Annotated in this window: 24 protein-coding genes and 1 pseudogene; 18 read left to right on the top strand and 7 right to left on the bottom strand. The window is 69.9% G+C overall.

The window, feature by feature from the left end:
* The first annotated feature begins 3 nt into the window (after window positions 1-3).
* Entirely contained in the window at window positions 4-480 is a 477-nt protein-coding gene (locus HED23_RS20035; RefSeq protein WP_203184777.1) for a Pycsar system effector family protein, read from the top strand.
* A 306-nt stretch (window positions 481-786) separates the two neighbouring features.
* Entirely contained in the window at window positions 787-1,743 is a 957-nt protein-coding gene (locus HED23_RS20030; RefSeq protein WP_238442051.1) for a M48 family metalloprotease, read from the top strand.
* A gap of 847 nt (window positions 1,744-2,590) precedes the next feature.
* Here the strand turns inward: HED23_RS20030 and HED23_RS20025 are convergent.
* Window positions 2,591-3,159, bottom strand: a pseudogene (locus HED23_RS20025) (alpha/beta hydrolase); the annotation flags it as partial.
* Between the two features lie 201 nt (window positions 3,160-3,360).
* Between HED23_RS20025 and HED23_RS20020 the strand changes: the two are divergent.
* Entirely contained in the window at window positions 3,361-4,872 is a 1,512-nt protein-coding gene (locus tag HED23_RS20020) for an RICIN domain-containing protein (protein ID WP_203184776.1), read from the top strand.
* A 56-nt stretch (window positions 4,873-4,928) separates the two neighbouring features.
* Here the strand turns inward: HED23_RS20020 and HED23_RS20015 are convergent, their stop codons facing one another.
* Window positions 4,929-5,429: a hypothetical protein gene (locus HED23_RS20015; protein ID WP_203184775.1), complete on the bottom strand. Its 501-nt coding sequence runs from the start codon at window positions 5,427-5,429 to the stop codon at window positions 4,929-4,931.
* A gap of 46 nt (window positions 5,430-5,475) precedes the next feature.
* On the bottom strand, window positions 5,476-6,570 hold the full coding sequence (locus HED23_RS20010; RefSeq protein WP_203184774.1) for a hypothetical protein: 1,095 nt from the start codon (window positions 6,568-6,570) through the stop codon (window positions 5,476-5,478).
* A 369-nt stretch (window positions 6,571-6,939) separates the two neighbouring features.
* Between HED23_RS20010 and HED23_RS20005 the strand changes: the two genes are divergently transcribed.
* Both HED23_RS20005 and HED23_RS20000 read left to right on the top strand, forming a co-directional pair.
* On the top strand, window positions 6,940-7,659 hold the full coding sequence (locus HED23_RS20005; protein WP_203184773.1) for a hypothetical protein: 720 nt from the start codon (window positions 6,940-6,942) through the stop codon (window positions 7,657-7,659).
* 64 nt (window positions 7,660-7,723) lie between these two features.
* The gene (locus HED23_RS20000) at window positions 7,724-9,556 is read left to right on the top strand and encodes an FG-GAP-like repeat-containing protein (protein ID WP_203184772.1); all 1,833 of its coding nucleotides are present in this window, start codon (window positions 7,724-7,726) and stop codon (window positions 9,554-9,556) included.
* Between the two features lie 603 nt (window positions 9,557-10,159).
* Here the strand turns inward: HED23_RS20000 and HED23_RS19995 are convergent.
* The gene (locus HED23_RS19995) at window positions 10,160-11,170 is read right to left on the bottom strand and encodes a hypothetical protein (RefSeq protein ID WP_203184771.1); all 1,011 of its coding nucleotides are present in this window, start codon (window positions 11,168-11,170) and stop codon (window positions 10,160-10,162) included.
* A gap of 95 nt (window positions 11,171-11,265) precedes the next feature.
* Here HED23_RS19995 and HED23_RS19990 point away from each other — a divergent pair, with 95 nt between their 5' ends.
* The 4 genes from HED23_RS19990 (at window position 11,266) to HED23_RS19975 (ending at window position 13,371) form a co-directional block, all read left to right on the top strand.
* Complete coding sequence (locus tag HED23_RS19990; RefSeq protein ID WP_203184770.1) at window positions 11,266-11,913, top strand: TetR/AcrR family transcriptional regulator; 648 nt, start codon at window positions 11,266-11,268, stop codon at window positions 11,911-11,913.
* A 164-nt stretch (window positions 11,914-12,077) separates the two neighbouring features.
* Window positions 12,078-12,221, top strand: a complete 144-nt coding sequence (locus HED23_RS19985; RefSeq protein WP_203184769.1) for a hypothetical protein — start codon at window positions 12,078-12,080, stop codon at window positions 12,219-12,221.
* A 67-nt stretch (window positions 12,222-12,288) separates the two neighbouring features.
* Window positions 12,289-12,483, top strand: a complete 195-nt coding sequence (locus tag HED23_RS19980; RefSeq protein WP_203184768.1) for a hypothetical protein — start codon at window positions 12,289-12,291, stop codon at window positions 12,481-12,483.
* Window positions 12,484-12,526: 43 nt separating this feature from the next.
* Window positions 12,527-13,371, top strand: a protein-coding gene (locus HED23_RS19975; protein WP_420803042.1) for an IS5 family transposase whose coding sequence is annotated in 2 segments (ribosomal slippage) — window positions 12,527-12,880 and window positions 12,883-13,371 — 843 coding nt in all. Because the reading frame shifts where the segments join, the coding sequence is not laid out codon by codon here.
* Window positions 13,372-13,473: 102 nt separating this feature from the next.
* On the opposite strand, the gene HED23_RS19970 is transcribed toward HED23_RS19975, so the two are convergent.
* Window positions 13,474-13,812 carry a trypco2 family protein gene (locus HED23_RS19970; protein ID WP_238442049.1) on the bottom strand — a complete coding sequence of 113 codons (339 nt, stop codon included), beginning with the start codon at window positions 13,810-13,812 and terminating at the stop codon, window positions 13,474-13,476.
* A 228-nt stretch (window positions 13,813-14,040) separates the two neighbouring features.
* A complete protein-coding gene (locus HED23_RS19965; RefSeq protein ID WP_203184766.1) occupies window positions 14,041-14,496 on the bottom strand; it encodes a VOC family protein in 456 nt (151 codons plus the stop codon).
* Window positions 14,497-14,957: 461 nt separating this feature from the next.
* On the opposite strand from HED23_RS19965, the gene HED23_RS19960 reads away from it, so the two are divergent.
* From HED23_RS19960 to HED23_RS19920, 9 genes are all read left to right on the top strand, one after another.
* On the top strand, window positions 14,958-15,146 hold the full coding sequence (locus tag HED23_RS19960) for a hypothetical protein (protein ID WP_203184765.1): 189 nt from the start codon (window positions 14,958-14,960) through the stop codon (window positions 15,144-15,146).
* Window positions 15,143-15,334, top strand: a complete 192-nt coding sequence (locus HED23_RS19955) for a hypothetical protein (RefSeq protein ID WP_203184764.1) — start codon at window positions 15,143-15,145, stop codon at window positions 15,332-15,334. Before HED23_RS19960 ends, HED23_RS19955 begins: the two co-directional genes overlap by 4 nt.
* Before the next feature lie 52 nt (window positions 15,335-15,386).
* Window positions 15,387-15,581, top strand: coding sequence for a hypothetical protein (locus HED23_RS19950; RefSeq protein ID WP_203184763.1), 195 nt, complete (start codon window positions 15,387-15,389; stop codon window positions 15,579-15,581).
* Between the two features lie 43 nt (window positions 15,582-15,624).
* Window positions 15,625-15,843: a hypothetical protein gene (locus tag HED23_RS19945; protein ID WP_203184762.1), complete on the top strand. Its 219-nt coding sequence runs from the start codon at window positions 15,625-15,627 to the stop codon at window positions 15,841-15,843.
* Between the two features lie 164 nt (window positions 15,844-16,007).
* Entirely contained in the window at window positions 16,008-17,933 is a 1,926-nt protein-coding gene (locus HED23_RS19940; protein ID WP_238442048.1) for an alpha/beta fold hydrolase, read from the top strand.
* The gene (locus HED23_RS19935) at window positions 17,930-18,538 is read left to right on the top strand and encodes a hypothetical protein (protein ID WP_203184761.1); all 609 of its coding nucleotides are present in this window, start codon (window positions 17,930-17,932) and stop codon (window positions 18,536-18,538) included. Before HED23_RS19940 ends, HED23_RS19935 begins: the two co-directional genes overlap by 4 nt.
* Complete coding sequence (locus HED23_RS19930) at window positions 18,535-19,341, top strand: class I SAM-dependent methyltransferase (protein WP_203184760.1); 807 nt, start codon at window positions 18,535-18,537, stop codon at window positions 19,339-19,341. The genes HED23_RS19935 and HED23_RS19930 overlap by 4 nt, the downstream gene beginning before the upstream one ends.
* Window positions 19,338-21,191 (top strand): ABC transporter ATP-binding protein, encoded by a 1,854-nt coding sequence (locus HED23_RS19925; RefSeq protein WP_203184759.1) that lies wholly within the window; start codon window positions 19,338-19,340, stop codon window positions 21,189-21,191. Before HED23_RS19930 ends, HED23_RS19925 begins: the two co-directional genes overlap by 4 nt.
* Window positions 21,192-21,285: 94 nt before the next feature.
* Window positions 21,286-22,776 (top strand): phytoene desaturase family protein, encoded by a 1,491-nt coding sequence (locus HED23_RS19920; protein ID WP_203184758.1) that lies wholly within the window; start codon window positions 21,286-21,288, stop codon window positions 22,774-22,776.
* Between the two features lie 264 nt (window positions 22,777-23,040).
* Here HED23_RS19920 and HED23_RS19915 read toward each other — a convergent pair whose 3' ends face one another.
* Window positions 23,041-24,042, bottom strand: a complete 1,002-nt coding sequence (locus HED23_RS19915; RefSeq protein ID WP_203184757.1) for a helix-turn-helix transcriptional regulator — start codon at window positions 24,040-24,042, stop codon at window positions 23,041-23,043.
* Window positions 24,043-24,071 lie beyond the last annotated feature (29 nt).

Here is a 24,071-nt window from a genome sequence, read left to right as displayed (position 1 = left end):
ACGGTGGGGCTCCGTCTGCTCACGGAGCTACGCTCCGAGACAGCTCGTGCGGACAGCAAGGCGTCGCTGCTTCTGGGAGCCATGACCATGATGGTCAGCCTGCTCGGTGGCTTGCTCGCGGCTCGGGGGTGGTCATTGTCCGGGCTCTCCACCCACGGGAGGGTCCTGCTGTGGGTGGCAGTGGCCACTTTGGCCGGTGCACTGGGATGCCTGCTCCTCGCCGTCCTCCCGCGCTACGGCGCCAGCCGATGGTCTCCGGGGCGGCCATTGACGTACTTCGACGACATCCGCCGTGCCAGAGAGGGCGGCCGACTCGCTGAGGCCCTCGCCGTCACCGAGGCACACCAGGTCGACGGAATACTGGAGGCGCTGGCCCAGAACAGCCGCATCGTGTGCGCCAAACACCGGTGGATTCGCGCCGGTCTGGCTGCTTACTGCGCAGGCGTGGTGCTTCTGCCCATCGCTGGGCTCGTCGGCTGAATGCACATCGCCGGCCTGCTTCTTACCCCGACTTCGTGATCCGGCCGTATGCCAAGACGGGAATCTCTCATGACCGCGCCCTTCGACTCCGCCCACCCCGGACGCATTTCCATGCCCGAAGCCCAGGCCTATCCGGCTGCCGCTGGTCTTTCGTCCCCGCGTTGTCCGGACCAGAGAATTCTTCCTCCCCCGCCCTACCCTCGCAGGCCGACGCCGTCCGAGGCCGCTCATCATGGCCTGAAGCCGGAACAGCAGTCCGGTTACGAGAAGCACGCGCATTTAGAGAGTTTCGGGCATCGTGGGCGTGTGCACCTCGCCAAGCGGCAGCGGGGCATCGATGCAACGGCCGTAGTCCAACTGCTACTGCAGTTGCCCTCGTTCCTCCTCGGTCTGGTGATCGTGACGACACTTTCCCATCTCCTGTTCCCCGGGATGGGATGGTTGGGGGTCCTGCTGTGGCTCGCTTCAGGTGGCCTGGCGTTCCACCGACCCACAGAGAGAGTCCTGGCCCGTCATCTGCTGAACCTTCGTCACCCCACCCCTGGGGAATCGGACCGGCTGGAACCGCTGTGGCGGGAAGTGACGGCGCGGATGGGTGTGGAGGGCCGCGTCTACGAGCTGTGGATCGAGGACAGCGATCATCTCAACGCCCTGGCCGCAGCCGGTCACATCGTGGGCGTCACCCGCATTTCACTGGAGCGTCTCTCTGACGGTCAGTTGGCTGCGGTGCTTGCTCATGAGCTGGGGCACCACGTTCGCGGTCACGCGTGGTCCTTGCTTCTGGGGCAGTGGTATGCGGTTCCGGGGTCTTTCGCGTGGACTGCTGTGCGGAGGTTGATCCGGCTCACCATCGGCGTGGGGCGAAGGCGCGTGGGCTTCTGGACGGCAGCGCTGCTCGTTGCGGTGAGCGTCATCGCGCTGACGCTCGCGTGGAAGTACTGGTTCCTCACCCTGACGCTGGTGATCGGTCCGTATCTGCTCGCCGCCGTGGCGCGTCGGACCGAGCTGAGGGCGGATCACCATGCGGTAGCGGCTGGCTTCGGGCCGATGCTCGCCGAGGTGCTGCACATGATGCAGGCGGCGGAACGGGAGGGCGGTCACGCGACGGCTTCCGCTCTGTCCGGGTGCGGTAAGACCGCTGCGATCGACCCGCCTACCGCCGCTCGCGGCGGTAGGCGGAGCCTTTCTGGCAAGCTCCTGTCCTCGCATCCCGACTATCACACGCGCCTGCACCGCGTGGCGTCGTGCGTGGAGCGGCGATGAAATCGGCTCCAAGTCGGATTCGCAGGTGCATTCTTACCGTATCCCTCGGGGCTCGGGTAGTGGATGGTCAGTCGGGTGCGGAGCCGTGTCACTGCGTCGGTCCTCGCCGAGGTCTCGCCGACACCCTGTGTTCTCTGGCGGGAGTGCCCGATATCGACCGTTCAGGACTTCGTGAACCTGCTCTCTGCTACCCAAGCCAGAGTGGTAGGGGCCCTGATGGCCATGCTGGCCCAGCGCGAGGAGTCCCGCGAGGGGCTAGAAGCGCTCCCGCACGCGCTGACCGATCTCGACGGATGCGGGAAGCTCGACGGTGTCGATCTCCACCCCTAGGGGAAATTCCGGAATCAAAGATCCACGTTGAACACCGCGAGTGCATGGACGAATTCGCCCCGCATCGTGAGGACGAGCGACGGCACGGCAGAGTGAGCGTGAGCACGCGCCCACCTGAAGCGAGGTGCCTGCCTTAGGTTGAGCGAGCTGTGGTGCTCGTCGCCGGTACGCAGCACCGGCAGTTCCGCGGAAACGGGAGTGGCCTGGACGCACCACCTGGTGCGACGGTGGATCTGTCTTAACGGAGTTTGGTGGACACGAATGTCGATAATGCGGACCGGCAGGTGCGGTTGAGCTTCTTCGGACAGTGAATCGCTCGGATGGGACTGTAGAAGGGACGTCCGGCCGCTCCAACTGAGTGGTGGCGCGTCGATGTGATTCGATCCTCTTGCCCCGGAAAGTCGCAGGACGGCGGACGAGGACAGCAGGCGCGAAGGCCACGTGGCCTTCTCCCATGCTGTCGGCTCTCGGGGCATCAGGCGGTTGCGCGCACCGCGTCACGGATCAGTTCGGCGACTTACCTGGGCCGGGGCACGGCGACGGCGTGCGAGGCACCGTCGATCTCGACGACCGTGGCTCGGGCTAGTTTCCCACCGAAGCGCTCCACTTCCTGGTTGATGGCCTGGTCAGCGCCGGGTGCTAACTCCCACGCCGGCTTGGTCCTCCACGTTTGCGGCCGAAGCCGTCTCCGTGAACGTCGAGGCGGCCGGTGGACGCTGTGTTCGCTGTCAGGACTTCGGTGACAGCGGCAGGAACGGCGGCGGCGAAGATGCCGGGGTGCGCCTCGGACTTGATCGTGACCTGGACCGCAGCCTCCTCGCCGTCAACCGGGTACGTCTTCTCCGTGAGGTTGCTGTCCAGCGGCGACAGGGGGAAACGTCTCTGCGGCTCGCCGAGGCCTACGCCCACTTCGGGCGTGTAGGCGGCGACGTGGACCAGGCCGGCCACGTTCTCGACGGTGCCTGCCACAGAGATGACCGCCCGCCGTAGGAGTGGCCGACAAGCACTACCGGGCCGTCGAACTGGGATGCCCTGGTGCTGCAGCTCCGCGATGACGCCGGACCAACTGCCGGCGTCCGCAGCGGCGGAACGTCGTTCGAACCGCGCGGTATTCGGTTGCGCGACCGGGCAGGAGTCGGCTTCCGGAGTGTGTGGCCGGCGGTGACTCGTCAACCCACCCGGAAGGGCCACTCGTAAGTGATCTTGCCGACAAAACACCCCTGTGACGTGCTGGAGTTGGGTGGTTGCCGCTGGTATCGGCGGTGGGTGAACGACGAAGGGATGGCGATGAGCACCACAGATGCCGAGGGTTCCACCTCGCCGATCAGTACGGTCGCGGGGACCGGGGTCGCAGGGTTCAAGGGGGAGGGCGAGCCAGCCGTTTCGGCTCAGCTGAACCGTCCGTACGGGGTCGCGGTTGACAGCGCCGGCGTTGTCTACTTCTCCGACTACAACAACCACCGGGTCCGGAAGATCACGACTGACGGCAAGATCAGTACGGTCGCAGGGACCGGTGTCGCGGGGTACCGGGGCGATGACGGTCCTGCCGTCGCGGCCCTGCTGAACTGCCCGCGCCAGATGGCGGTGGACGGCGCGGACGCCCTCTACTTCACTGATTCCAGCAACCACCGGATCCGAAAGATCGCAGCCGACGGGAAGATCACCACCGTCGCCGGGACAGGGATCGCGGGCTCCCACGGTGACGGCGGGCCCGCCACGGCCGCCCGGCTGAACCTTCCGTTGGGGATCGCGGTGGACAGCTCCGGCATCGTCTACTTCTCCGACTACAACAACCACCGGGTCCGGAAGATCACGACTGACGGCAAGATCAGTACAGTCGCAGGGACCGGGGCGCCCGCCTACCGGGGGGACAACGGTCCAGCCGAGTCGGCCCAGTTGAACTGCCCTCGCCAGGTGGTTGTGGACAGCGCGGGCGATGTCTACATCGCTGACACAGGCAACAACCGGGTCCGGAAGATCACGGCCGACGGAAAGATCACCACGGTCGTCGGCACAGGCACAGCGGGCTTCAGCGGCGATGGGGGACCGGCAGAGTCGGCCCAGCTGAACATGCCCCTGGCGCTGGTGCTGGACAGCGCCGGCACCCTCTACATCTCCGACCACCGCAACAACCGGGTCCGCATGGTCACCGGCGACGGAAAGATCACCACGGTCGCAGGTACGGGCTCAGGGGGCTTCGGTGGTGACGGAGGGCCGGCTGCGTCGGCCCAGCTGAACAACCCCGTCGGGCTCGCCGTGGACTGCGTCGACACCCTCTACATCGCCGATCACGTCAACAACCGGGTCCGGAGAATCCCCTCGGCGCTGATGGGCGGACTGCCGGACTCAGGCACGGCGGTCTCCTGGGTCAACGTCCGCAGCAGGCTGAGGGCGGGGGTGCTGCGTGAGTCCACGAAGGACGGCGCGGCAATCCACCAGTCCCTCGCCACCTCCAGGCCCCATCAGCAGTGGCGCCTGGTCGTCACGGGTCAGGACGAAGGCGACGTTCTGTACCGGATCGAGAACGTCCGCAGCGGCAAGGTCCTGGAGGTCGTCGGCGGAGGGACGGCGGACGGGGCAGCGGTCGCGCAGCGCGCTTACGAGGGCAGCGAAGCGGTTCACCAGCAGTGGCGGCTCGTCCCCGCAGGCCCGGTGACCGATACCCCGCGGGTGTACGAGATCGCGAACCGGAACAGCGGCCTGCTCCTGAGCATCGACACCAACGCGCCTTCGGCGATCAAGCAGTACGGGGCGCAGCGCGACCACCGCGACCGGCAGTGGCAACTGCTCCCCGTGTGACACACAACGAAGTGGTCAGGGGCGATGATCGCCCCTGACCACTTGCACATGTGCGCCTACTTGGTGTCCGACGGCTTTTCGGCAGTTGCCTTGGGTGCCTTGGGGGGTTCCTCCGCCTTGGGCGCTGCCGGGGCCTTCGGTGCCTTGAAGTCGCTCTTCTTCGGCTTCTCGAGATCCTCGTCCTTCTGTAGATCACCGTGCTCGGTCACGGTCGTGCTCGATTCCTGCATGCCGGCGGCGGCCGCCGTGGCGACCGAGCCCGGATTCTGGGCGTATGCGGCCTGCGCGTCCGCGGACGCCTGAGTGGTCTGGATGAAGGAGCCGAGAAAGCCCAGGACGGCCCGGGCCTCGGGTGACTGCTCCTGCACGATCTTCGCCCGGTTCGACGCACCGTGGATCGCGCTGGTGAACAGGCTCGTGCTCGTGTCGTCGTACGTGTCGTCGTCCGCGTCCTCGAAGTCGACACCTGCCCCGGGCTGAGCCTTGTCGCGGTCGGCGATCACCGAGAAGATTCCTGCACCCTTGCCCGCAGAGCCGAAAATGTTGTTGAACACCATGGTTGTCACCTCTCTCGTTGTCGTAGCGGCGGTGCTGCCCGCCCGGTCAGGGCTGCTTGTACGGCGCGCGGTCGCTGTCGGTCAGGCTCTCGCCGTCGAACATCGTGTGGTGGACCTCCAGCGCGGAGACGACCTCGGCAAGCCCTTTCATCCGGAAGCCGCCGCCCGCCAGATCGAGGTCGCCGATGTCGCGGGCGACCAGCAGGTCGAGGCCGGGATAACCGTCAGGCTGCGGAGGTGACAGGACGGCCACCGGCACGGCGTACTTCACTGCGAGCAATCCGGAGAAGGTCACCGGGATTTCGTAGGAGTACTGCTTTCGGGCGCGGCGCTGCGTGACGATCGTCTCCACACGCGAGCCCGGCGGGACCTTGCCGGAGATCTGTGATTTCGAGGCCCAGCTGGTGCTCAGGGAACCGCCGACGGAGGCCGCGATGCCCAGGGCCAGCGCGGCGTTGAGCGCGGCGGTACCGGAGGCGCTGCCCGTGGTCGTGAAATCCACCGAGCCGGCCAGCGAGGTCGACGCGGAGTTCGTCGCACCGTTGGTCACCGCCGTGTCGACCGTGTTGGCGTTGTCCACCCCCACGCTGTCCTTGCTGTTCTTGTTCGTCACCGTGTTCGCGTTCTTGTTCGCCATCTCGTTCTTCAGCTGTGTTCCCAGCTGCGTCTGCAGATTCAGACCGAGCTTGCTCTGCAGCTGCAGCTGGAGCTGCGCGCTGACGCTGCCGCCGAAGGTGAGTTTTGAGTCTCCCGAGAGTGACCACGTGGCCCCGTTGGACACGGAGAAGTCGACCGAGTCGGTGAAGGTCATTTCGGACTGGCTGCGGTTGACGTAGGTGCGCGAGGAGAACGTGTCGGGCGGGGGCTGGGTGATGTTGCGCCGCTCCTCGATCAGCGGCTCCCCGAGGTTCATGTAGGCGAGCCATCCCCGCTGGAACGCCGTTCCGGGGAAGGCGCCGAAGCTGGACTTGTTCACGGAGAACCCGACGGGCTTGTGCCGCCCCCCGTAGTCGTCGACGTAGACCAGGTTGGGGTGCTCCAGGATCGACTCCCAGGTCTGCTCGATGTTGAGTTCCCGCAGGTTCCTCTTCGTCAGCGGCTGGCGCTTGGCCCGTTCCAGGTTGTACGCGTTGGAAGGCAATTTCTGTCCTCGACTGATATGGCCGAAACCGCGCTCGGTGAAATGGAACCAGGCATCTGCGCACATGTTCCGGCGAGTAAAGTTATCAAGGGCTGCATCGCCCGAGAAGACATCTTCAAGCACCGCACCCCATCGGGTGATCTTGATGCATCGAATCCCTTGATCACTCGATCGATAGCATTCCGGTGCCTCGTCGACCGGGCGTGACCTCGAACGTTACCGCTTTGAGGGTATTTGCTTCGGTCATGCATTCGTTTCTGGAGCCGGTTCGATTGGTGGCGGCCGAGGTTGAGAAATCATTGTCGTGATAAACCACTGCGAGCGCCCGGCACATTGTTCTTCACACCGATAACAGGTGAGGTTTTCGCGATGTACACCCAAGAACGCACGGCGATGTCGAATTTGGTGGTCGGCGGCCCGGTGGCGGTGAACAGCTACGACAACGCGATCGTGGCGGCCCTGGTCGAGAACCGGCCGGTCATGCTCGTCCACGCCTTCAACGGAGGCTACCTGCGGCCTGCCGAGCTGAAGGAGGAGAGCCATGACAAGGGCGTCAAGCTGGCCACCGCGCTCGACCCCGCCACCAAGGACGCGCAGGGCCACCTCTGGCACATCACCCCCGGGGGCTTCTTCGGGCAGCGACCGCTCTACTACCTCGAGAGCGCCGCGGGGCAGGTCACGCCCAAACCCGCCGACGCGACCGGAACCGACGGCGGACGCGGGGACGACGGCGCGCCGAAGCCGCAGCGCAGGCGCGTCACCGTCCACCAGGACGCCCCCAAGAGCACGGCCGACACCGTGCAGGTCGGCCTCCCCGGGAAGGTCGGTGACAAGTGGCGGGGCAAGAACGGTGCGGTGGAGGACACCCAGCTCTGGGTGGTCACGGTGACGCCGTGGGGTGGGATCACCTTCGTGCCGATCACCCATCCCGACGCGATCCTCGGGTTCAAGGACCACGCGGTGACGGCTGACAGCGAGGTGCGGCTCACCTACAACTGGGGCGGGGACTTCACCGGGACGGTCATCAACACGTTCTACCCGCGGCTGCCGAATGAGTGGAACGTCCCCTACCACCACGTCTTCACGTGATCCGCCGCGATCGCACCGCACCCGTCCCGAGTCATCGCCCCAACCGCCTGGAAGAGGCACCACGATGCCCGTGCCCACGCAAGAAATGAAGCTGGAGATCGTCAACGCCGCCACGGGGCAGCCCCTCGGTACCAGGGCCACGCCGGGCGCGGACGGGGCACTCGTCCTCCGCGACTACCCCGAGGACGGCCCGAGCCCGCAACAGTGGCAGTTCGCCCCCGTGCAAGGAGCGCAGGACGATCCGGCGTATGTGATCCGCAACGCGGTCAGCGGCAAGGTGCTCGACAACCCCGCCACAGCGGACCGCGGCGTCCGCCAGTGGGACGCCGCCGCCAACAAGAAGAGCCAGCAGTGGCGCTTCGTCCCCGTCCAGGGCGAAGCCGGCCTCTATTTCATCGAGGCCGCGGCGGACGAAACTGTCCTCGACCTCGCCGAGCCCGGGGTGGACGACACCCGGATCGTCCTTGGCGAGTACGACGACGGCGCGAAGAGCCAGCAGTGGCGCCTCGTCCCGGCCGAGCCGGAGCGCATCAGCGACCTCGTGCTGCACTGGGCGCCGCTGAGCCACTGGAACAGCCGCCGGTCCTGGCGACTGGCCCACAGCAAGTCCGCGCTGCGGCCGGCTCCCGACGCGACGCCTTCTTTCAGCAATGTGCTGCTGGTCCTGGAGAAGTTCGGCAGTGACCAGGACGCCGGCGGGTGGAAGACCGACAGGCTCAGCCCCTGCCCTGCCGGGCAGCCGGGCTGGTGGGCTGGGCTGGGTGAACGGTTCCTCGCCGACACCACGGGAACAGGGCAGGCGGACATCGTCGGGCTCAAACCTGCGAAGGGGGCTGTGACCTCGTCAAGCAGAGGTGACGGGACGTTTGACGACGAACGGGTTCTGCACCCTCCCGCGTCCTCCGCGAGTCCGGCGGACCTGTGGACCCTCGCAAACCTCACCGGCGAGGGCCGTCCCGGTGTCGTCGTGTTGTCCGCCGACGGTGTCCGGATCTCTGCCCAGGACGCGGGCGGCACATTCGCGCCCACGGTCGGCCAACCGGTCCTCAATGCGTTCGGCCACGGCAAACAGGCGGGCGGTTGGCTCGCTGACAGGCACCTCCGCTTCCTCGCCGACACCACTGGTGACGGCAGGCTCGACATCGTCGGCTGCCACGACGACGGCGTGTGGGTGTCCCTCCAGGACGAGGACGGCGCGTTCGCACCGATCGGCGACGAACCCGTTCTCCGGGCATTCGGCCACAGCGACGAGGCGGGTGGCTGGCTCATCGACAGGCACCTCCGCTTCCTCGCCGACACCACTGGTGACGGCAGGCTCGACATCGTCGGCTGCCACGACGACGGCGTGTGGGTGTCCCTCCAGGACGACGAAGGGGCGTTCATCGAACCTCTGTACGTCCTGGCCGAGTTCGGGGTCGACCAGGGCTGGACCTCCGTCGCCGAGCACCCGCGGTTCCTGGTCAGCACCATCAGCGGCGGACCCCAGGACATCGTCGGGTTCGGCCCGCAGGGCGTCGTCGTGTCCCGTGGGCGCGGCGACGGCACGTTCGAGCCCGCGAAGCTCCTCCTGAACGACTTCGGGCGAGCCCAGGGGTGGTCGAGCGGGAAGCACCTCCGGCTTCTCGCCGACGTTTCCGGGGACGGCGCCCCGGACATCGTCGGCTTCGGCGACGAAGGAGTCTGGGTGTCACACAACGACGGCGAAGGCGGCTTCGAACAGGCCCAGTTGGTCTGCCGAGGCTACGGGTACAACGAGGACGCCGGCGGCTGGCGGGTCGACCGCCACCCACGCTTTCTCGCCGACATCACCGGCGACGGACGCGTCGACATCGTCGGTTTCGGCGGCCCGGGCGTGCACGTGGCCCGCAACCTCCACCGCCGCTTCAGGGTCCGGTAAGTCTTCCTGGGCCAGCACAAAACACCGCCGCGACCAGTTCTCGCCTGCGGGGACCGCCACCCCCACGACGCCTGTCCAGCGCAAGGCCCATGGTGATGGGAAGCTGTACGCGCCCCGACGAGTCCGCTGGGTGCGCGTGCAGCTGAGCAGGCCCTCGGCGGCGTGGGGAAGCGGACCTGACCTGGACTCGCTCCTCTCTACTCCGGGCGGTGTGTGACATCTTTTCGATGCCTCACCTCGTGAAACCGCGATCGAATGAGTTCAGGATCGATTGTCGGCGCGAGTGTCGACGTCGACGCGGCGGGCCCATGAGTCGGCGTCGGTGGTGGCATCGCAAGCCTGGTGGGCATCGCAAGCCTGGGGGCATCGCCCTGGCGCTGTACGCCCAATTCGCGCAGTCGGCCGCTCCTGCCACCAGCGGAACCCAGGTCAGCCTCGACGGTCCGGGTACCTGGCTCCGGGGACAGGTGCCTCGGCCTGGGGCGGGCCGCCGCTGTGCCCCGTCCCAGGGCACCGGCGGACACTGCCGACCGGTCGAGCATGGAGAAACGATGAGGCCTTCCAGGGCCTCATCCGTCCCCCATGTCTTGATCCCGAGCGGAGTCAGTCGCGGTAGTGGTCGGCGATCGCGGCGAAGGCGGCCTTGGGCTCCCAGGGCAGGTCGGGGTAAGCGTCGCCGTGGCGGCCTTCGAGGATCTTGACGATGCCGAGGTCGTCGCGAGGATCGCCATCGGGGCGGTGGGGCAGGTTGTACAGCGCGAAGAGGAACACGAAGGCGCTGTCGACGCCCTCGCTGTCGAAGATCTCCAGCAGTTCGCTCAGGTAGGCAGCTTGGCCGGCCTCGTCGCGCTCGTAGTTCCCGGTCAGCCGGATCGGCGCCCCGGTGGCTTCGTCGGTTTCGAGGATTTCCATGCTGCGGGGGGCGACGTCACCCGCGCCGCGCCAGGTGGCCGTGCCGAAGCCTGTGACGGCGACAGGTTCGGGCTGTGCGACGAGGCTGCGCACGGCCTCTCGGAATCGGTCGGCCACCTCCGCAGACCGGATGAGTTCGAAGGTCGTGAAGTCGAACAAGTCCCAGTCGACGGCTTCGAACTGGATGGCCGCGTAGGTGACCTTGCCGTGGAAGCGCTCGCGGACCACCGCCACGGCTTCGCGGAGGAAGGCGTTGAGGCGGGGGCCGACTGCGGCGATTCTCTCGGGCCGACGGGCCGGGTCGCTCAGTAGCCAGCCGACTCGTTGTTCGGCGCTGTCGCCTTCGAGGAACCCGTGGTTCATGACGCTCAGTTCGGCGCCGGTGACGAACACGACCTCGGCTCCTTGCGTCCGGAGTCGCTCGGCCCGCTCTGCGCAGTCAGTGATCAGGGTGAGGATTTCATCGGTCGTCAGCTCCAGCGGGTAGGGCGAGAGCCAGACCTCCAGTCCGAGCTCGGCGGCGTGACGGGCGGCGAGTTCCAGGCGGCCCGGGTCGCCGCCGGTGATGTGGACGGCGGTGCAGTGGAGATCGTTGCGGATGACGGCCAGCTCCTTCCTGACCAGGTCGGGGTCGAAGTGCTCCCGGGAGCTGCTGCCGTTGCGGAGGAAGCCGGTGTCGTAGCAGATGCCCTTGGCTCGCACGTGTCTGACCTTTCTGCAGAGGAGGCTGAGAGTAGAAGCAAATATTGCGTGCACGCAAGTTTGCGTGCACGCACTCAAGCAGGGATACTCCGAGGGTGACGACAAGGCGGACCGGGCTGCGCGAGGAGAAGAAGCAGGCCACCCGAGTGGCATTGCGTGAGGCGGCACTTCGGCTAGCCCTCGAACACGGGCCCGACAACGTCCGCGTCGACGACATCGCCGAGGCGGCCGGAGTCTCACCGAGGACCTACAACAACTACTTCTCCAGTCGCGAACAGGCGATCGTCGCAGCCGTCACCGCCGAACGGGAATCCCGAGTAGCCGCGGCCGTGGCAGCCAGGCCCTCCCAGGTCCGCCTCGCGGACGCCTTGGCCGAAGCGATCCTGGAGCAGCACACCGAACCGCGTGACCACGACGAGCTGCTGCTGATCACCGCAAGCCCCGCGTTGCGTGACACGTTCCTCAGCGCCGCAGCAGCGATCGAACACCCCCTCGCCGCCGCGATCGACCAGCGCCTCGGCAGCACTGGCACACTCGCCTCCCGCGTGCTCGCAGCGAGCGTGGCCGCTGCGGTTCGGATCGCACTCCAGCAGTGGCTCCAACCTTCATCCGCACCCCTCGCAGCCGGCGGGCTCGTCGTACCGTCCGGCTCGCTACCAGACCTGCTCCGCTCCACGCTCGCCGCACTCGAACCCGCACTTGACGCCGCCGAGGAAGAGGCACAACAGCGCTTGCGCCTGTGAATCCGTTCCACGAGGCTCAACGCCCTGGGCCGACGGAGGGAGGCACCGGCCGCCGTTGAGGAGTCCCTGCAGATCCGGCGAACGCTGCCCCCCACCCACCTCCTCGCCGAGGCCCGGTACCACCTGGCCATCCAGTTGCATGAGGGCGGTCGGCGGAAGAGGCCGTGTCCGCTGTCGAGGAGGCTGTCCGCCTGCGTCCCGAAACCACCCTGTACCGGGACTTCCGAGAACTGCTCGAACGCCGCGGCACGGCTGCGATGTTGCGCCTGGCGTCCCGGCTGACGACGGCCGTGTTCCTCTGGCGCTAACGGTGGCGGCTAGGCAGGTTCGTTTGGATCACTTCCGCTAGCCGAAGTTGTCGTTGATGATGTCTGTGTGACTAACCGCATCAGCGCTCTGATCTCGGCCTTCGGCGTCCTTGCCAGCGTGGTGCTGGTCGTTGCGGGCGTTCGTGAGTACCGCTCTGGCGCGTCGGTTCTCTGGCTCGTGGCTGGAGCCGTGATCTTCCTCAGCGCTTCGTACACGCTCGTGCGGGACGTGCAGCGGCTCCGCACTGGGCCGACCGACTGACGGCGGTGCCGTTCCAATCAGCTCCGCCAGTCGTTGTTCGTGTGTGCCTTTGACTGACGCGCAGTGGGCGCGAATCGAGCCGTTACTCCCAGATCGGACACCGCGGCGGGGTGGCCGGTGGCGGGATCACCGAGAAGTGATCGACGCAATCGCCTGGAAGTTCCAGACGGGATCGCAGTGGATTCACCTCCCGGAGAAGTACGGCAACTGGCGAGGCGTCTACAACCGGCTGCGGATGCGGGCCCTCGACGGCACATGGGAGCGGGTGTCCACCGCGCTGGTCGCACAGGCAGACGCCGACGAAGACCTCAACTGGACCGTTTCGGTCGACTCGACCATCGTGCGAGCACACCAGCACGCGGCCGGGGCCCGCAAAAAGGGGCCCCAGCAGGCGAACCAGCAGATCACGCCATCGGCCGGTCCCGCGGCGGACTGACCACAAAGATCCACCTGGCCTCCGATGCCCGATGCCGGCCGCTGGCCTTCGTGCTCACCGCCGGACAGGCCGGTGACGCACCTGCCTTCGCTCACGTCATGGCCCGCCTTCGCGTTCCTCGACGGAGAGGACGGCCCCGCACGAGGCCGGACCTGGTCCTTGCCGATAAGGCGTACTCCTCCCGCGCGATCCGCGAGCACCTGCGCAAGCGCGGTATCCGGGCGGTCATCCCCGTTCCGGCCGATCAGCGCGGTCACCGGCTGCGGCGCGGCAGCCGGGGCGGCAGGCCGCCCGCCTTCGACCGCGAGGCATACAAGCAGCGCAACACCGTCGAACGCTGCATCAACCGCTTGAAACAGTGGCGGGGTATCGCCACCCGCTACGAGAAGACCGCGACCGTCTACCTGGCCGGACTCCACATCGCAGGCATCTTCCTCTGGTCAGCCCGATGATCCAAACGAAACGGCCTAGCGGCTCGTATGCAAGGGTGCAGCGGCCGGGTGAGACGACGGGGGAGCGGTTTCGGCTTCGCGGCAACCCCCTTCATGTCCTGCCTACCAGCCCGCCGGACTGGTTCGGTCCGGAATGCGACCCGATGTGTCACCGGGTCCGGCAGGTCGATCGGGCGTTCCACTCACCAGGAGATCCCCTCCGCGCGCGCTCTTCGGGGTCAGCGTGAAGGACGCTCGGTGCGTGCGGCCGCGTGATACCCCGGCCTCCGTTTCGGCGCCGGCCGCCCACAGGTTGAATCCGGCCTTCGCCTTCGTGCCCGCCCGCAGCTCGACCTCGAACTCCATCTCCACCGGCCCCACAGCGAACACCACATCCGGATGGTTCCCGCCCAGTGCAGTTGCTGCGATCAGCTCGTCCCGCACCGCCGCCACCGCGTCCACCGGAGGAATGTCCACTGACTCACCCCCTGCGTTCTCGGCCGCCGCGCTTCGACCTGACCGAATGCCGCGAACGCCACGCGGTCGCGGCATCAACCGCATCGAGAGACATCGCGCTGCCGCCACGAGCTACGAGCCACGAGCTACGACAGGCTCGCCGTCCACCACGAGGCGACCGTGCGGGTCGCAGCCGTGAACGAGTGGCCGTGACCCGCACCATCGCAACGGCCCTCAGACGACGTCGAACTCGTTGCCCTCGGGATCCTGCATGGCCACGGCATAGAGCCCCATGCCCTGTTCGTCCTTGATCCTCAGCACGGTGGCACCGGCTTCGACCAGTTGGTCCACGGCGTCCCCGACCCGCCGCGTGCGGACGTCCAGCGGGACGTCACGCCCACCACCGGCCTTCAGGTCGAAGTGCCACCGGTTCTTGCCGGTCTTCGGCTCCGGAACCTGCTGGAACCACACACGCGGTCCGCGTCCCGCCGGATCGACGATCGACTCCGGAATGTCGCCGGCCCCGGTCGGCAGCTCTTCCGCGGGCACTCCCATCGCCTCCCAGTAACCGCGCCACGTGGCGTGCCCGTCCGGCGCGGGCTCGGGTACGTAGCCCAGGGCCCGGGTCCAGAACGCCACCATTCTCTGCGGATCGGAGCAGTCGATCGTCAGCTGCGCTGTCATCTCCATGCCCGGAGCCTCGCAGACAGGTCTGACAGACGATCCACATCACCACAGGACCTGGACGTGCATCGAAAGTGCATCTTTAGCCGTGAATGATCACGGTCATGGGGCGGGGAGATCTCACGGACGAACAGTGGGCGGTGCTGGAGCCGCTGTTGGCAAGGGGTGCCAGGTCGGGGCAACCGCCCGTCCGGACCCGGCGGCAGCTGACCGACGGCGTACGGCCTGCGGCATGCGGCATACGGGTTCAGCGTCCGGACCGGTGCACCGCGCCTGCACCATCCTGCGGGCGGCCCTGCAGCCTCGTGCCAGCCGACGGCCTTCCCCCCGGCCGGTGGCCCCGCCATCGTTGACGGCACAGACGGAACGCCGCCCGGCCGGGCCCCTCGGGGTCCGGGGGGTCGCGCTGCCGTACGGACCTGTGGCGGGAGCCTCCGGGTGCCGTCCAGGCTGACAGAGGAGGGAACGTGCAACAGGTCAGAGCACCGGGCTGGGCCGCCGTCGGCCCGCTCGACGAGAGAGCCGAGGGGCAGACCTTCGGCGGTGCGGCGCCGATCGCCGCCACCCAGGTCATCGCGACGGTCGCCGCCGCCGTGGTCATCGCCTACGCGGCCGGGGCGATCATCGGCGAGACCACCGAACCCCAGCTCCAGTGACCGGCACCCGCCGGGCGGCGGCCTCCGCCTGCCCCGCCACCCCGGCCACGACGGGCGCCCTGTCCGAGCACGACGCCGGGCACACCGGACCGGCCACGGGCCCGATCGCCTCGGTGATCGTCGTTCCGCAGGCCGTCATCGGTCCGGCGATCGGCGACAGCGGCGGCACCCAGGAGCCGCAGCTCTGAACGGCCCCCGCGACATCGCCCCACCCCCTTCACACCCACCAGGAGGAAGTCCATGCACGCTGCCGTCTTCCGGGCCGTCCCGGCCACAGCACACCCCCTGACCGAGCAGGACCCCGGTCACACCGCCACGGGCACGGTCCCCGTCGCGGCCACTCCCGTGATTGTCGCGGGAGCCTTCGCCGCCGGCGTCGCGGTCGGTGTGGCCCTCTGCGACGCGATCGGCGAGAAGGAGCCCGTCCTTCAGTGACCGTCGCCCCCACCCGAAGAGGAAGACGGACAAGGAGAACCAGATGAACGACACTTCTTTCCTGACGAAACCCGGTGCCCTCACCGACATCAGGATCGACGACCCCGAGGGGCGGTTCGTCACCGCCCGCGTACCCGTCCTGGCCACGACCCCGGCCGTGGTGGCGGGCGTGATCATCGGAGTGGCCCTGGTGAACGCGTTCCAGGCCGGACGTGACGGCGGGACCATGGAGCCCCCCATCGAGGTCGAAGTCCCGCAGTGACACAGACGTCCGGTCCCGTCCGGGGCATGCCCCCCGGACGGGACCGGACGGGGACGGCCGGGGACCGGCCTCCCGCACCGGAGCGCATCCGCATCCGGGCAGTCCGCACGCCGCACGCCCCTCATCCGGCCGGCCCTGCCCGACGTCCGCCAGGAGTACCTTCCATGCTCGCTCGCTTCGCCAAGCTCAGAGCCTCCGGGCCCACCGCCCGGACGGTGATCTCGGCCCTCACCGGCCCCCTGCCCCTCTCCCGCGGCCAGGCCATCGGCGCCTCCGAACGGATCGCGGCGCTCACCTCCCTGCTGTCCAGCCTGGAGCACCTCACCATCGCGGACCAGAAGCGGTCGGGCGGACTGAACGACTGGGCACTCGCCCGGCGCGGGCACGCCCACTCCGGCAGGCCCCTGCGGAGGCTGCTCGACTTCGTCGCCGACGAGCGGACCAGCCGGACGCTGCACGCCGCCCGGGCGGCCGCGAGCGCCGCTCTCCTGCTGCCGGGCGACAGCCGGGCGCGCGGAGCGGCCAACCTCTTCCTCGGTCTCAGCGGCGCCCTGCTCTATCCCACCCACCGTTACGGCACGGACGGCTCCGACCAGGCGTCCAACCTGGTGCAGACCGCGACAGGCATGGCCCGGCTCGCCCCCTCGCCCGCCGCCCAGGACGCGCTGGTGTGGTACGTGGCGATCCAGTCCAACCTGTCGTACGTCGTGTCCGGCTGGATCAAGCTCCTCGGGAAGGACTGGCGCACCGGCTCCGCCCTGACGGGTGTCCTGCGCACCAGGACCTACGGGCACGAGAAGGCGTGGCGGCTGGCCCGCCGCCACCCCCGCTCCGCACGGGCCCTGGCCCACGGTGTGCTGGCGATGGAGTGCCTGTTCCCGGTGCTGTACCTGAAGGGCGGTCTGCTGGCCCGCCCGGTGATCGCCGGCGCCGCCGCCTTCCACGTCGCCAACGGCTCCGTCATGGGACTGGGCAGGTTCATCCCGGCCTTCGTCTCGATGCACCCGATGGTCGCGTACACCAGCACGCCCCGCAGCCATCCCGCCGCCGCCGGACGGGACGACCGGATGCCGGTGGCCGCGGCCCTGCTGCTGGCCGGCGCCGCGGCCGCGGCGACCGCGGTGGCGGTCCACCGCAGGTTGCGGGCCACCGATCACGCGTTCGGCGCCACGGTCACCACCCGACACGGCAACGAGCTGGCCCACGACGGAACGGTCAGCCGGACGGGCGAGGGCCCGGTCGCCGTCCTCGTGCACGGACTCGGCGCCCTGCCCGCGCACTTCAGCTGGTACACCAGGGCCCTCAACGCCGACGGACGCCAGTGGCTGGCCTACAGCCGCGCCGGCTACGGGGCGAGCAGACGGCACGCCCCGACCCCGTACCACCTGGGCGAGGCGGTGGACGACCTGGTCGACCTGATCGAGGCAGCCCTGCCGGAAGGACGCCAGGTCTCCCTGGTCGGGCACTCCCTGGGCGGCGAGCTCGCCCGACGCGCGGCCGTCCGGCTCGGCGAGCGGGTGCACTCCGTCGTCTACGTGGACAGCTCCCACCCCCAGCAGCTCGAACGGTCCAGCCAGCAGGACGCGAACGCCCGGCACATCGAGGAGCTGATCCGCTCCACGTCCGTCAGCCTGCGGGCGGGCCTCGGCGTCCTCATGCAGACCCCCGCCTGGATCCGGAACCTGCCCGCCCCGGTGCGGAGCAGGGCGATGGCGGAGTACGCGGACCATCGCATGTGGACCGCCGCACTGCGCGAATGGCAGGCCGCGGAGCGTGACTTCCGGTCCTTCGAAGGCCCCCTGCCCCATCTGGACACCCACGCCCTGGTGCTGTCCGCCCAGCACACGGTCGACCGCGACCCCGACCACCTGCTCCTGCACAAGGACCTCGCCGACGCGCACCAGGACGGCCGGATCGTCCGGAGCACCGTCGTCGAGACCGCCGACCACGACGGCATCCTGACCGACCCGCAGCTCGCCGGCGAGGCCGCCCGCCGCCTCGTGGCCTTCCTCGGCGACACCACCACGGCCGCGCCGTCCGCCGGCGCGGGACAGTCCTCCGCCACGGCCGGCCAGGAGGGAGCCCGATGAGCAGCACCGCTTCGGCCGTCCAGGCCCGCCGCCTGCTCACCCGTCACTTCGGCGGCACGGACGGCAACGTACGGCTGCTCGCCGGCCTGCTGCTGGTGGGCACCCTCTGCACCCAGCATCCGCTGCCGCCGTTCAGCAGGCTCGCCCGGCTTGACGTGTTCTCCAACCTCTTCCCGAACTGGCGCTTCTTCGCGCCCACTCCGGCCCAGCACGACCTGCAGTTCTACTGCCGCACCCTCGACGAGGCCGGGGAGACCTCCGACTGGGCGCCCGTGGAGGTCATCGCGGGTCGCAGGGCCCATCAGATCGTCTGGTTCCCCACCCGCCGGACCGAGAAGGCCGTCTTCGACCTCGGCACCGAGGTGATGCGTCACCTCGACAAGGGGTTCACGACGGCCCGAGCCCTCCCCGGGTACCGCATCCTGGCCGCCTGGTTCCGGGACGGCATCGAACGTTCGGGCGCCACCGGCATCAAGGGCTTCCAGTTCACGCTCGCCCGCAACGCCGGCTACGACGACTCCGAGGAGCCGGAGATCATCTTCGTCTCCCCCTACACACCGATGCGCACCCCGTCCGCTGCTGCGGCAGAAAGCGAGCAGGCATGAGCACCGCGACCGCACCCTCGGACACCGCCGCCCCCGTGATCGCGGACATCGGCTACGGCAGGGTCTTCGCCGACTTCTACGACCGGCTCTTCCCCCAGGACGGCACGGCCGACCGCACCGCCGCGGCACTCGCAGGCTGGCATCCCGGCGGGTCAGCCCTCGAACTCGGTGTGGGCACCGGCCGTATCGCCATACCGCTCGCACGCCTCACCGGTGAGGTCGTGGGCGTGGACTCGTCCCCGGAGATGCTCGAACGGCTGCGGACCGCCGTCGAGGAGTCCGGGGTCCCCGTGACCCCCGTCCACGGCGACATCCGCACCTATGACCCCGGTGACCGCCACGGGCTCGTCTACTGCGTCTGCGGCACGATGTCCCTGGTCCTCGACCAGGCGGGCCAGCGCGCCGCCGTCGCCGGGGCCGCGCGCCGTCTCGCGCCCGGCGGAACCCTCGTGGTGGAGACCCACAACCCGGGCTTCGTCCACACGCTGCACGAGGGACTCAGCCGTACCTCCTTCTTCGCGCCCTACCCCGAACCCGGGACCGGGCTCCAGACCTACTCCACCCTGCTTGCCGAACAAGGGCTCTGGCACACCTCGCACCTGCTGCACGAGCCCGGCGGCACGCGGATAGGAACCGAGATCACACGGCTCACCACCCCGGAGGACATCGAGGCCTACGCGGCCGAAGCCGGACTCGAACGGGTCAGCCTCCACGGCGACTGGTCGGGCGGGCCGTTCGTCGCCGCCCAGAGCGCCGTCCACATCAGCCGGTTCGTCCGCGCCGACCTTACGGAGCAGTCATGACCACCACCACGACCGCGCCGCGCGGCCTCGTCGCGGAGCTGACCCGTGCCCAGACCCGGCTCCTCACGGGCGGGGTGCTGCTCGGGATCCTCGGCGTGGCCTCCACCCTCGTGCAGCCGAAGCTCGTCGCGCATCTCATCGAGGCGGTCGGCCGGCACGAGCCGGTCGCCCTCCTCGTCACCCTGCTGGCCGTCCTGTTCGTGGCGGACGCGGCGCTCTCCGCGACCCAGGGATGTCTCATCGGCCGGGCCGGCGAGAACATAGTCCGCGACGCCCGGGTCCTGCTTTCGGGCAGGCTGCTGCGCGCCGACCTCTCGTACCTCAACACCCAGCGGCAGGGCGATGTGCACACCCGGATGGTGGGCGACACCGCGCTGATGAAGATCGCGCTCACCCAGAGCCTCGCGCAGATCCTCCTCAACGGGCTGATCGTGCTCGGCGGCGTGGTGATGATGGCCCTGATCGACGTCCGGCTGCTGCTGGTGACCATCGGCTGCCTCGGTGTCGCCAGCGTCGCCTCCATCGGGGTCGCCCGCGGGCTGCGCCGGGCGGCCCTGGTCAACCGCACGGACACCGGCGAGTTCGGCGCGGACCTCCAGCGGGTGCTCGCCGCCCTGCCCACCGTGAAGGCCGCCGGCGCCGAGGGCCGCGAGGAGGACCGGCTCGCGGAGCGCGCGGACAAGGTCCGCCGGTCCGGCAACCGGGTCACCGTGCTCAACGCCCTGTTCTCGCCGGTCCTGAACGTCGGACTCCAGGCATCGCTGGCCGCCGTGATGGGCATCGGCATGGCCAGGGTGGCGACCGGCTCCCTGAGCGTCGCCGAATTCACGGCCTTCACGATGTACCTCTTCTACCTCGTCTCCCCACTGGTCCTCGTGTTCCTCTCGCTCGGCACCTACCTGCAGGGCCGGGCCGCCGTGCAGCGCGTGGACGAACTGGCCGGCATCCCGCAGGAGGACGCTCCCGCTCCCACGGCGGACCCCGGCCCCGAAACCGACGCCGCCCCGGCCCGGGCGCGGGACACCGTGCCACCTGCCCCGGAGGGCGGGCACCCGGCCGTCGAATTCCGCGACGTCCGCTTCGGCTACGGCGACCGGCCCGTCCTGGACGCGGTCTCCTTCACCGTCCCCCGGCGCGGGCTCACCGCACTTGTCGGTGTCTCCGGCGCCGGCAAGACCACGGTCTTCCAGCTCATCGAGCGGTTCTACCGCCCCGGGCGGGGAGCCGTACTCCTGGACGGCAGGGACATCGCGCACCTGTCACCCGCAGAGGTCCGCAGCGGTGTCGGCTACGTCCAGCAGGACAGCGCCGCGATGCGCGGCACCCTCCGGGAGAACATCGTCTACGCCGCACCCGACGCCTCCGAGGCCGACATCGAGGAGGCGGTCGAACTCGCCGGGCTCACCGACGTGGTCGCCGCCCTGCCCGAGGGCCTGGACACACCCCTCGGCGACCACGGCACAGGCCTCTCCGGCGGTCAGCGGCAGCGGCTCTGCGTGGCGCGGGCGCTGCTGCAGAAGCCCGCCGTGATCCTCCTCGACGAGGCCACCGCCCACCTCGACTCCGAGGCGGAGGCGGCCCTGCGCGACAGCCTGAGGCGCATCGCCCGCCGCTGTGCGGTCGTCGCCATCGCGCACCGCATCTCCACCGTGGTCGAGGCCGACCGCATCGTGGTCCTCGACGACGGCCGGGTGCGCGCCGTCGGCACCCACCCGCAACTCATCCGGGACGACGCCCTCTACGGCCGGCTGGCCGCCGCGCAGTTCGCGGACGGCGCCCGTGCCGAGGCCGCGGCCGAGGCGGCCACCGGCGTACCGTCCGGGCAGCCCGCCGCGGGAGTGGCCGGATGACCCCCGCCCCCGCCCGACCTGTGCCGTCGCGGGCCCGGCACCGCCCGCCCGGCGGCTCCTTCCGGCCGTCCGCCGAGGGCTCGGGACGCCCCCGGTGAGCGAAGCGGACGCGGCCGTCGTCGGCAGTGGTCCGAACGGCCTCGCCGCCGCGGCCGCCCTGGCCCGGGCCGGGCTGCGTGTCGAGGTGTACGAGGCCGCCGACACCCTGGGTGGCGGGCTGCGCGGAGCCGACCTGTTCGACTCCGGCGTGGTCCACGACATCTGCTCGGCGGTCCATCCGATGGGCATGTCCTCCCCGTTCTTCAGGGAGTTCGGCCTCGCCGAGCAGGTGGACATGCTCCGCCCGGAGATCAGCTACGCCCACCCCCTCGACGACGGGCGGGCCGCCCTGGCTTGGCACGACCTCGACGCGACCTGCGCCGGGCTCGGACCGGACGGAGCGCGCTGGCGTCGGCTGATGGAACCCCTGCTGGCGCACGGGGCGGACCTGGCCGCGCTGCTCCTGTCCGACCTGCGGCGGCCTCCCGGGCTCCGGGCCGCCCCGGCTCTGCTGAGCCGGGTCCTGCTCCACGGGACCCGGCTCGGGTCGCTCGCCTTCCGCGGCGAGGAGGCCGGGGCGCTGCTGGCCGGTGCCGCCGCGCACCTGACCGGCCCGCTGCCGTCGCTGCCCGGCGCCGCCGTCGGACTGCTGCTGGCACAACTCGCCCACGGGCCGGGCTGGCCGGTACCGCGCGGCGGCAGCCGGAGCATCGCGGACGCCCTGGCGGCCGACATCCGGGCGCACGGCGGTGTCCTGCACACCGGGCGGGAAATCACCGACCTGCGGGAACTCGACGGCGTCCGGGCGGTGCTCCTGGACCTCTCTCCCACCGCACTGGCGTCCCTCGCGGGGGACCGGCTGCCCCCTCGCTACGCCCGGGCGCTGCGCCGCTACCGCTACGGCCCGGCGGCCGGCAAGGCCGACTTCCTCGTCTCGGAACCGATCCCCTGGTCCGCCCCCGGCGTCGGCCGGGCGGTGACCGTGCACCTCGGAGGGACGGCGCGGGAGGTCTTCCGGCAGGAGACGGCCAACGCCCGGGGTACGTCGGGCGAACGGCCCTTCGTGCTGGTGGTGGACCCGGCGGTCGCCGACCCGGGGCGTGCCCTCCCCGGGCGCCGTCCGGTGTGGGCGTACGCGCACCTCCCGCACGGCTCCACCCGCGACCCGCTACCGCTGGTGCGGGCGGCGATCGAGCGGTACGCCCCCGGCTTCACCGACACCGTGGTCGCCGAACGCGGCGTTTCCGGCGCCGAGTTGGCCCGCTACAACCCCAACTACGTCGGCGGGGACATCGCGACGGGGGCGCTCGGCCTGCGGCAGTCCGTCTTCCGGCCCGTCGCCCGCTGGGACCCGTACCGCACCCCCTTGCCGGGGGTCTACCTCTGCTCGGCCGCCACCCCGCCGGGCCCCGGCGTGCACGGGATGTGCGGCCTGTTGGCCGCCCGGACCGCCCTGCGCCGGGAGTTCGGCCTGGGGGTGCCGCCGCTGGGGCGGACCGGGGCAGGGGCCGGCGGCGCCGGCCGGGACGGAGCGGCCGCGGGGTGAGGCCGCCCGGCGGAGCCGGCGCGCACGGGCCCGGTCGTACGGCGGTCGTACGGCGGTCGTCGGCGGTCGCGCGCGACGGCCGCCGTCCGGGGACCGCCGACGGGGCGGGGCCTGCGGCAGGAGGGGCACTCGGACCGGAGGACTGTCCGGCGGGCGGGCCCTGCGACAGTGCGGTCCGCACGATCACGGGCCACGATCACCGGCCCGGGGCGGCACGCTTACACCCAGCCGCTCACACCCGTCCGCGCTCACACTCCGTCGCGCTCACACCCAGCCGCGCTCACGCGCGAGCAGTGCGGCCTGGGCCCGGTTGCAGGCGCCCAGCAGACTCAGTACGTCGGAGATGTGCCGCCGGTAGGTGCGGAGGGACATCCGTGCCTGCCGGGCGCCCGTCTCGTCCTTGCTGACAGCGCACATGGCGGTGATCACCAGGCGCTGGGTGTCGGTGAGCCGGGTGACCTGCCCCGTGTCCGCCTCCACCAGGTCGGCGAAGTCGGTCGCGGTGGCCCACAGCCGCTCGAAGAGGCCGACCAAGCTGCTCACCAGCCCGCTCTCCTCGGTGTACAGGGCGCCGCGCCCGGTGTCGCGGGCGTCGATGGGCACCAGGGCCGCGTGCCGGTCGTAGACGAGGACCGTCTCGGACAGTTCGTCCGCGACCCTGATGGCCGCCCCGCCGAAATGCAGGTGCCGCATCCGGTCGAGACTCCCGGCGTCCGCGAGCGCCGTCGCCCGCACGAGGACCCGTACCCGCACCGTCTTGCTCAGCCGCCCCAGGTCGAGGTGCCGGGCATAGCCGGCGCTCTCCGGCGTCGAGGCGTCGCAGGGGCCGGCCGCGAGCACCTCCGACCGTGCGCCGAAAGTCAGTTGGCCCACCCGGGCGCGTACCTCCCGCAGGTCCTCCAGCCGTAACAAGGCGGCGCCGTCTCCCGGAGCGGCGGTCACGGGCACCGGTCTCTCATGCCGCAGGGACCTCAGGATCGGTCGTACGTCGACGAGCTGACGCATTGCCCGGTGCGCCGTGTCCAGCTGCTCCCCGGCCAGCCGGGGCACGGCGACGACGGGATCCACGGCCCAGGTGTTCACGTCGTCCCCGTGCAGCAGGCGCAGCTCCCGGAGCCGCGCGACGGCCCGCACTCCGCTCTCCCGTTCGCCCGGTGAAGCCCCGGGGACCTCACCCTCCGGTGTTCCGGGATTCCGCAGGAAGTGGCGGTAGACGTCCTCCTCGGTGCTGGTCAGACCGAGTACGGACATGCTGTTGGTGTTCATGTGGCCTCCCTGAGGGCTCGGTCCGGTCG

Origin of the sequence: Streptomyces pratensis (genome assembly GCF_016804005.1) — a bacterium.
GTDB classification, from domain to species: domain Bacteria; phylum Actinomycetota; class Actinomycetes; order Streptomycetales; family Streptomycetaceae; genus Streptomyces; species Streptomyces pratensis_A.
The sequence above is the reverse complement of the archived record's forward strand: the minus strand, read 5'-3'. Positions and strand labels throughout refer to the sequence as shown.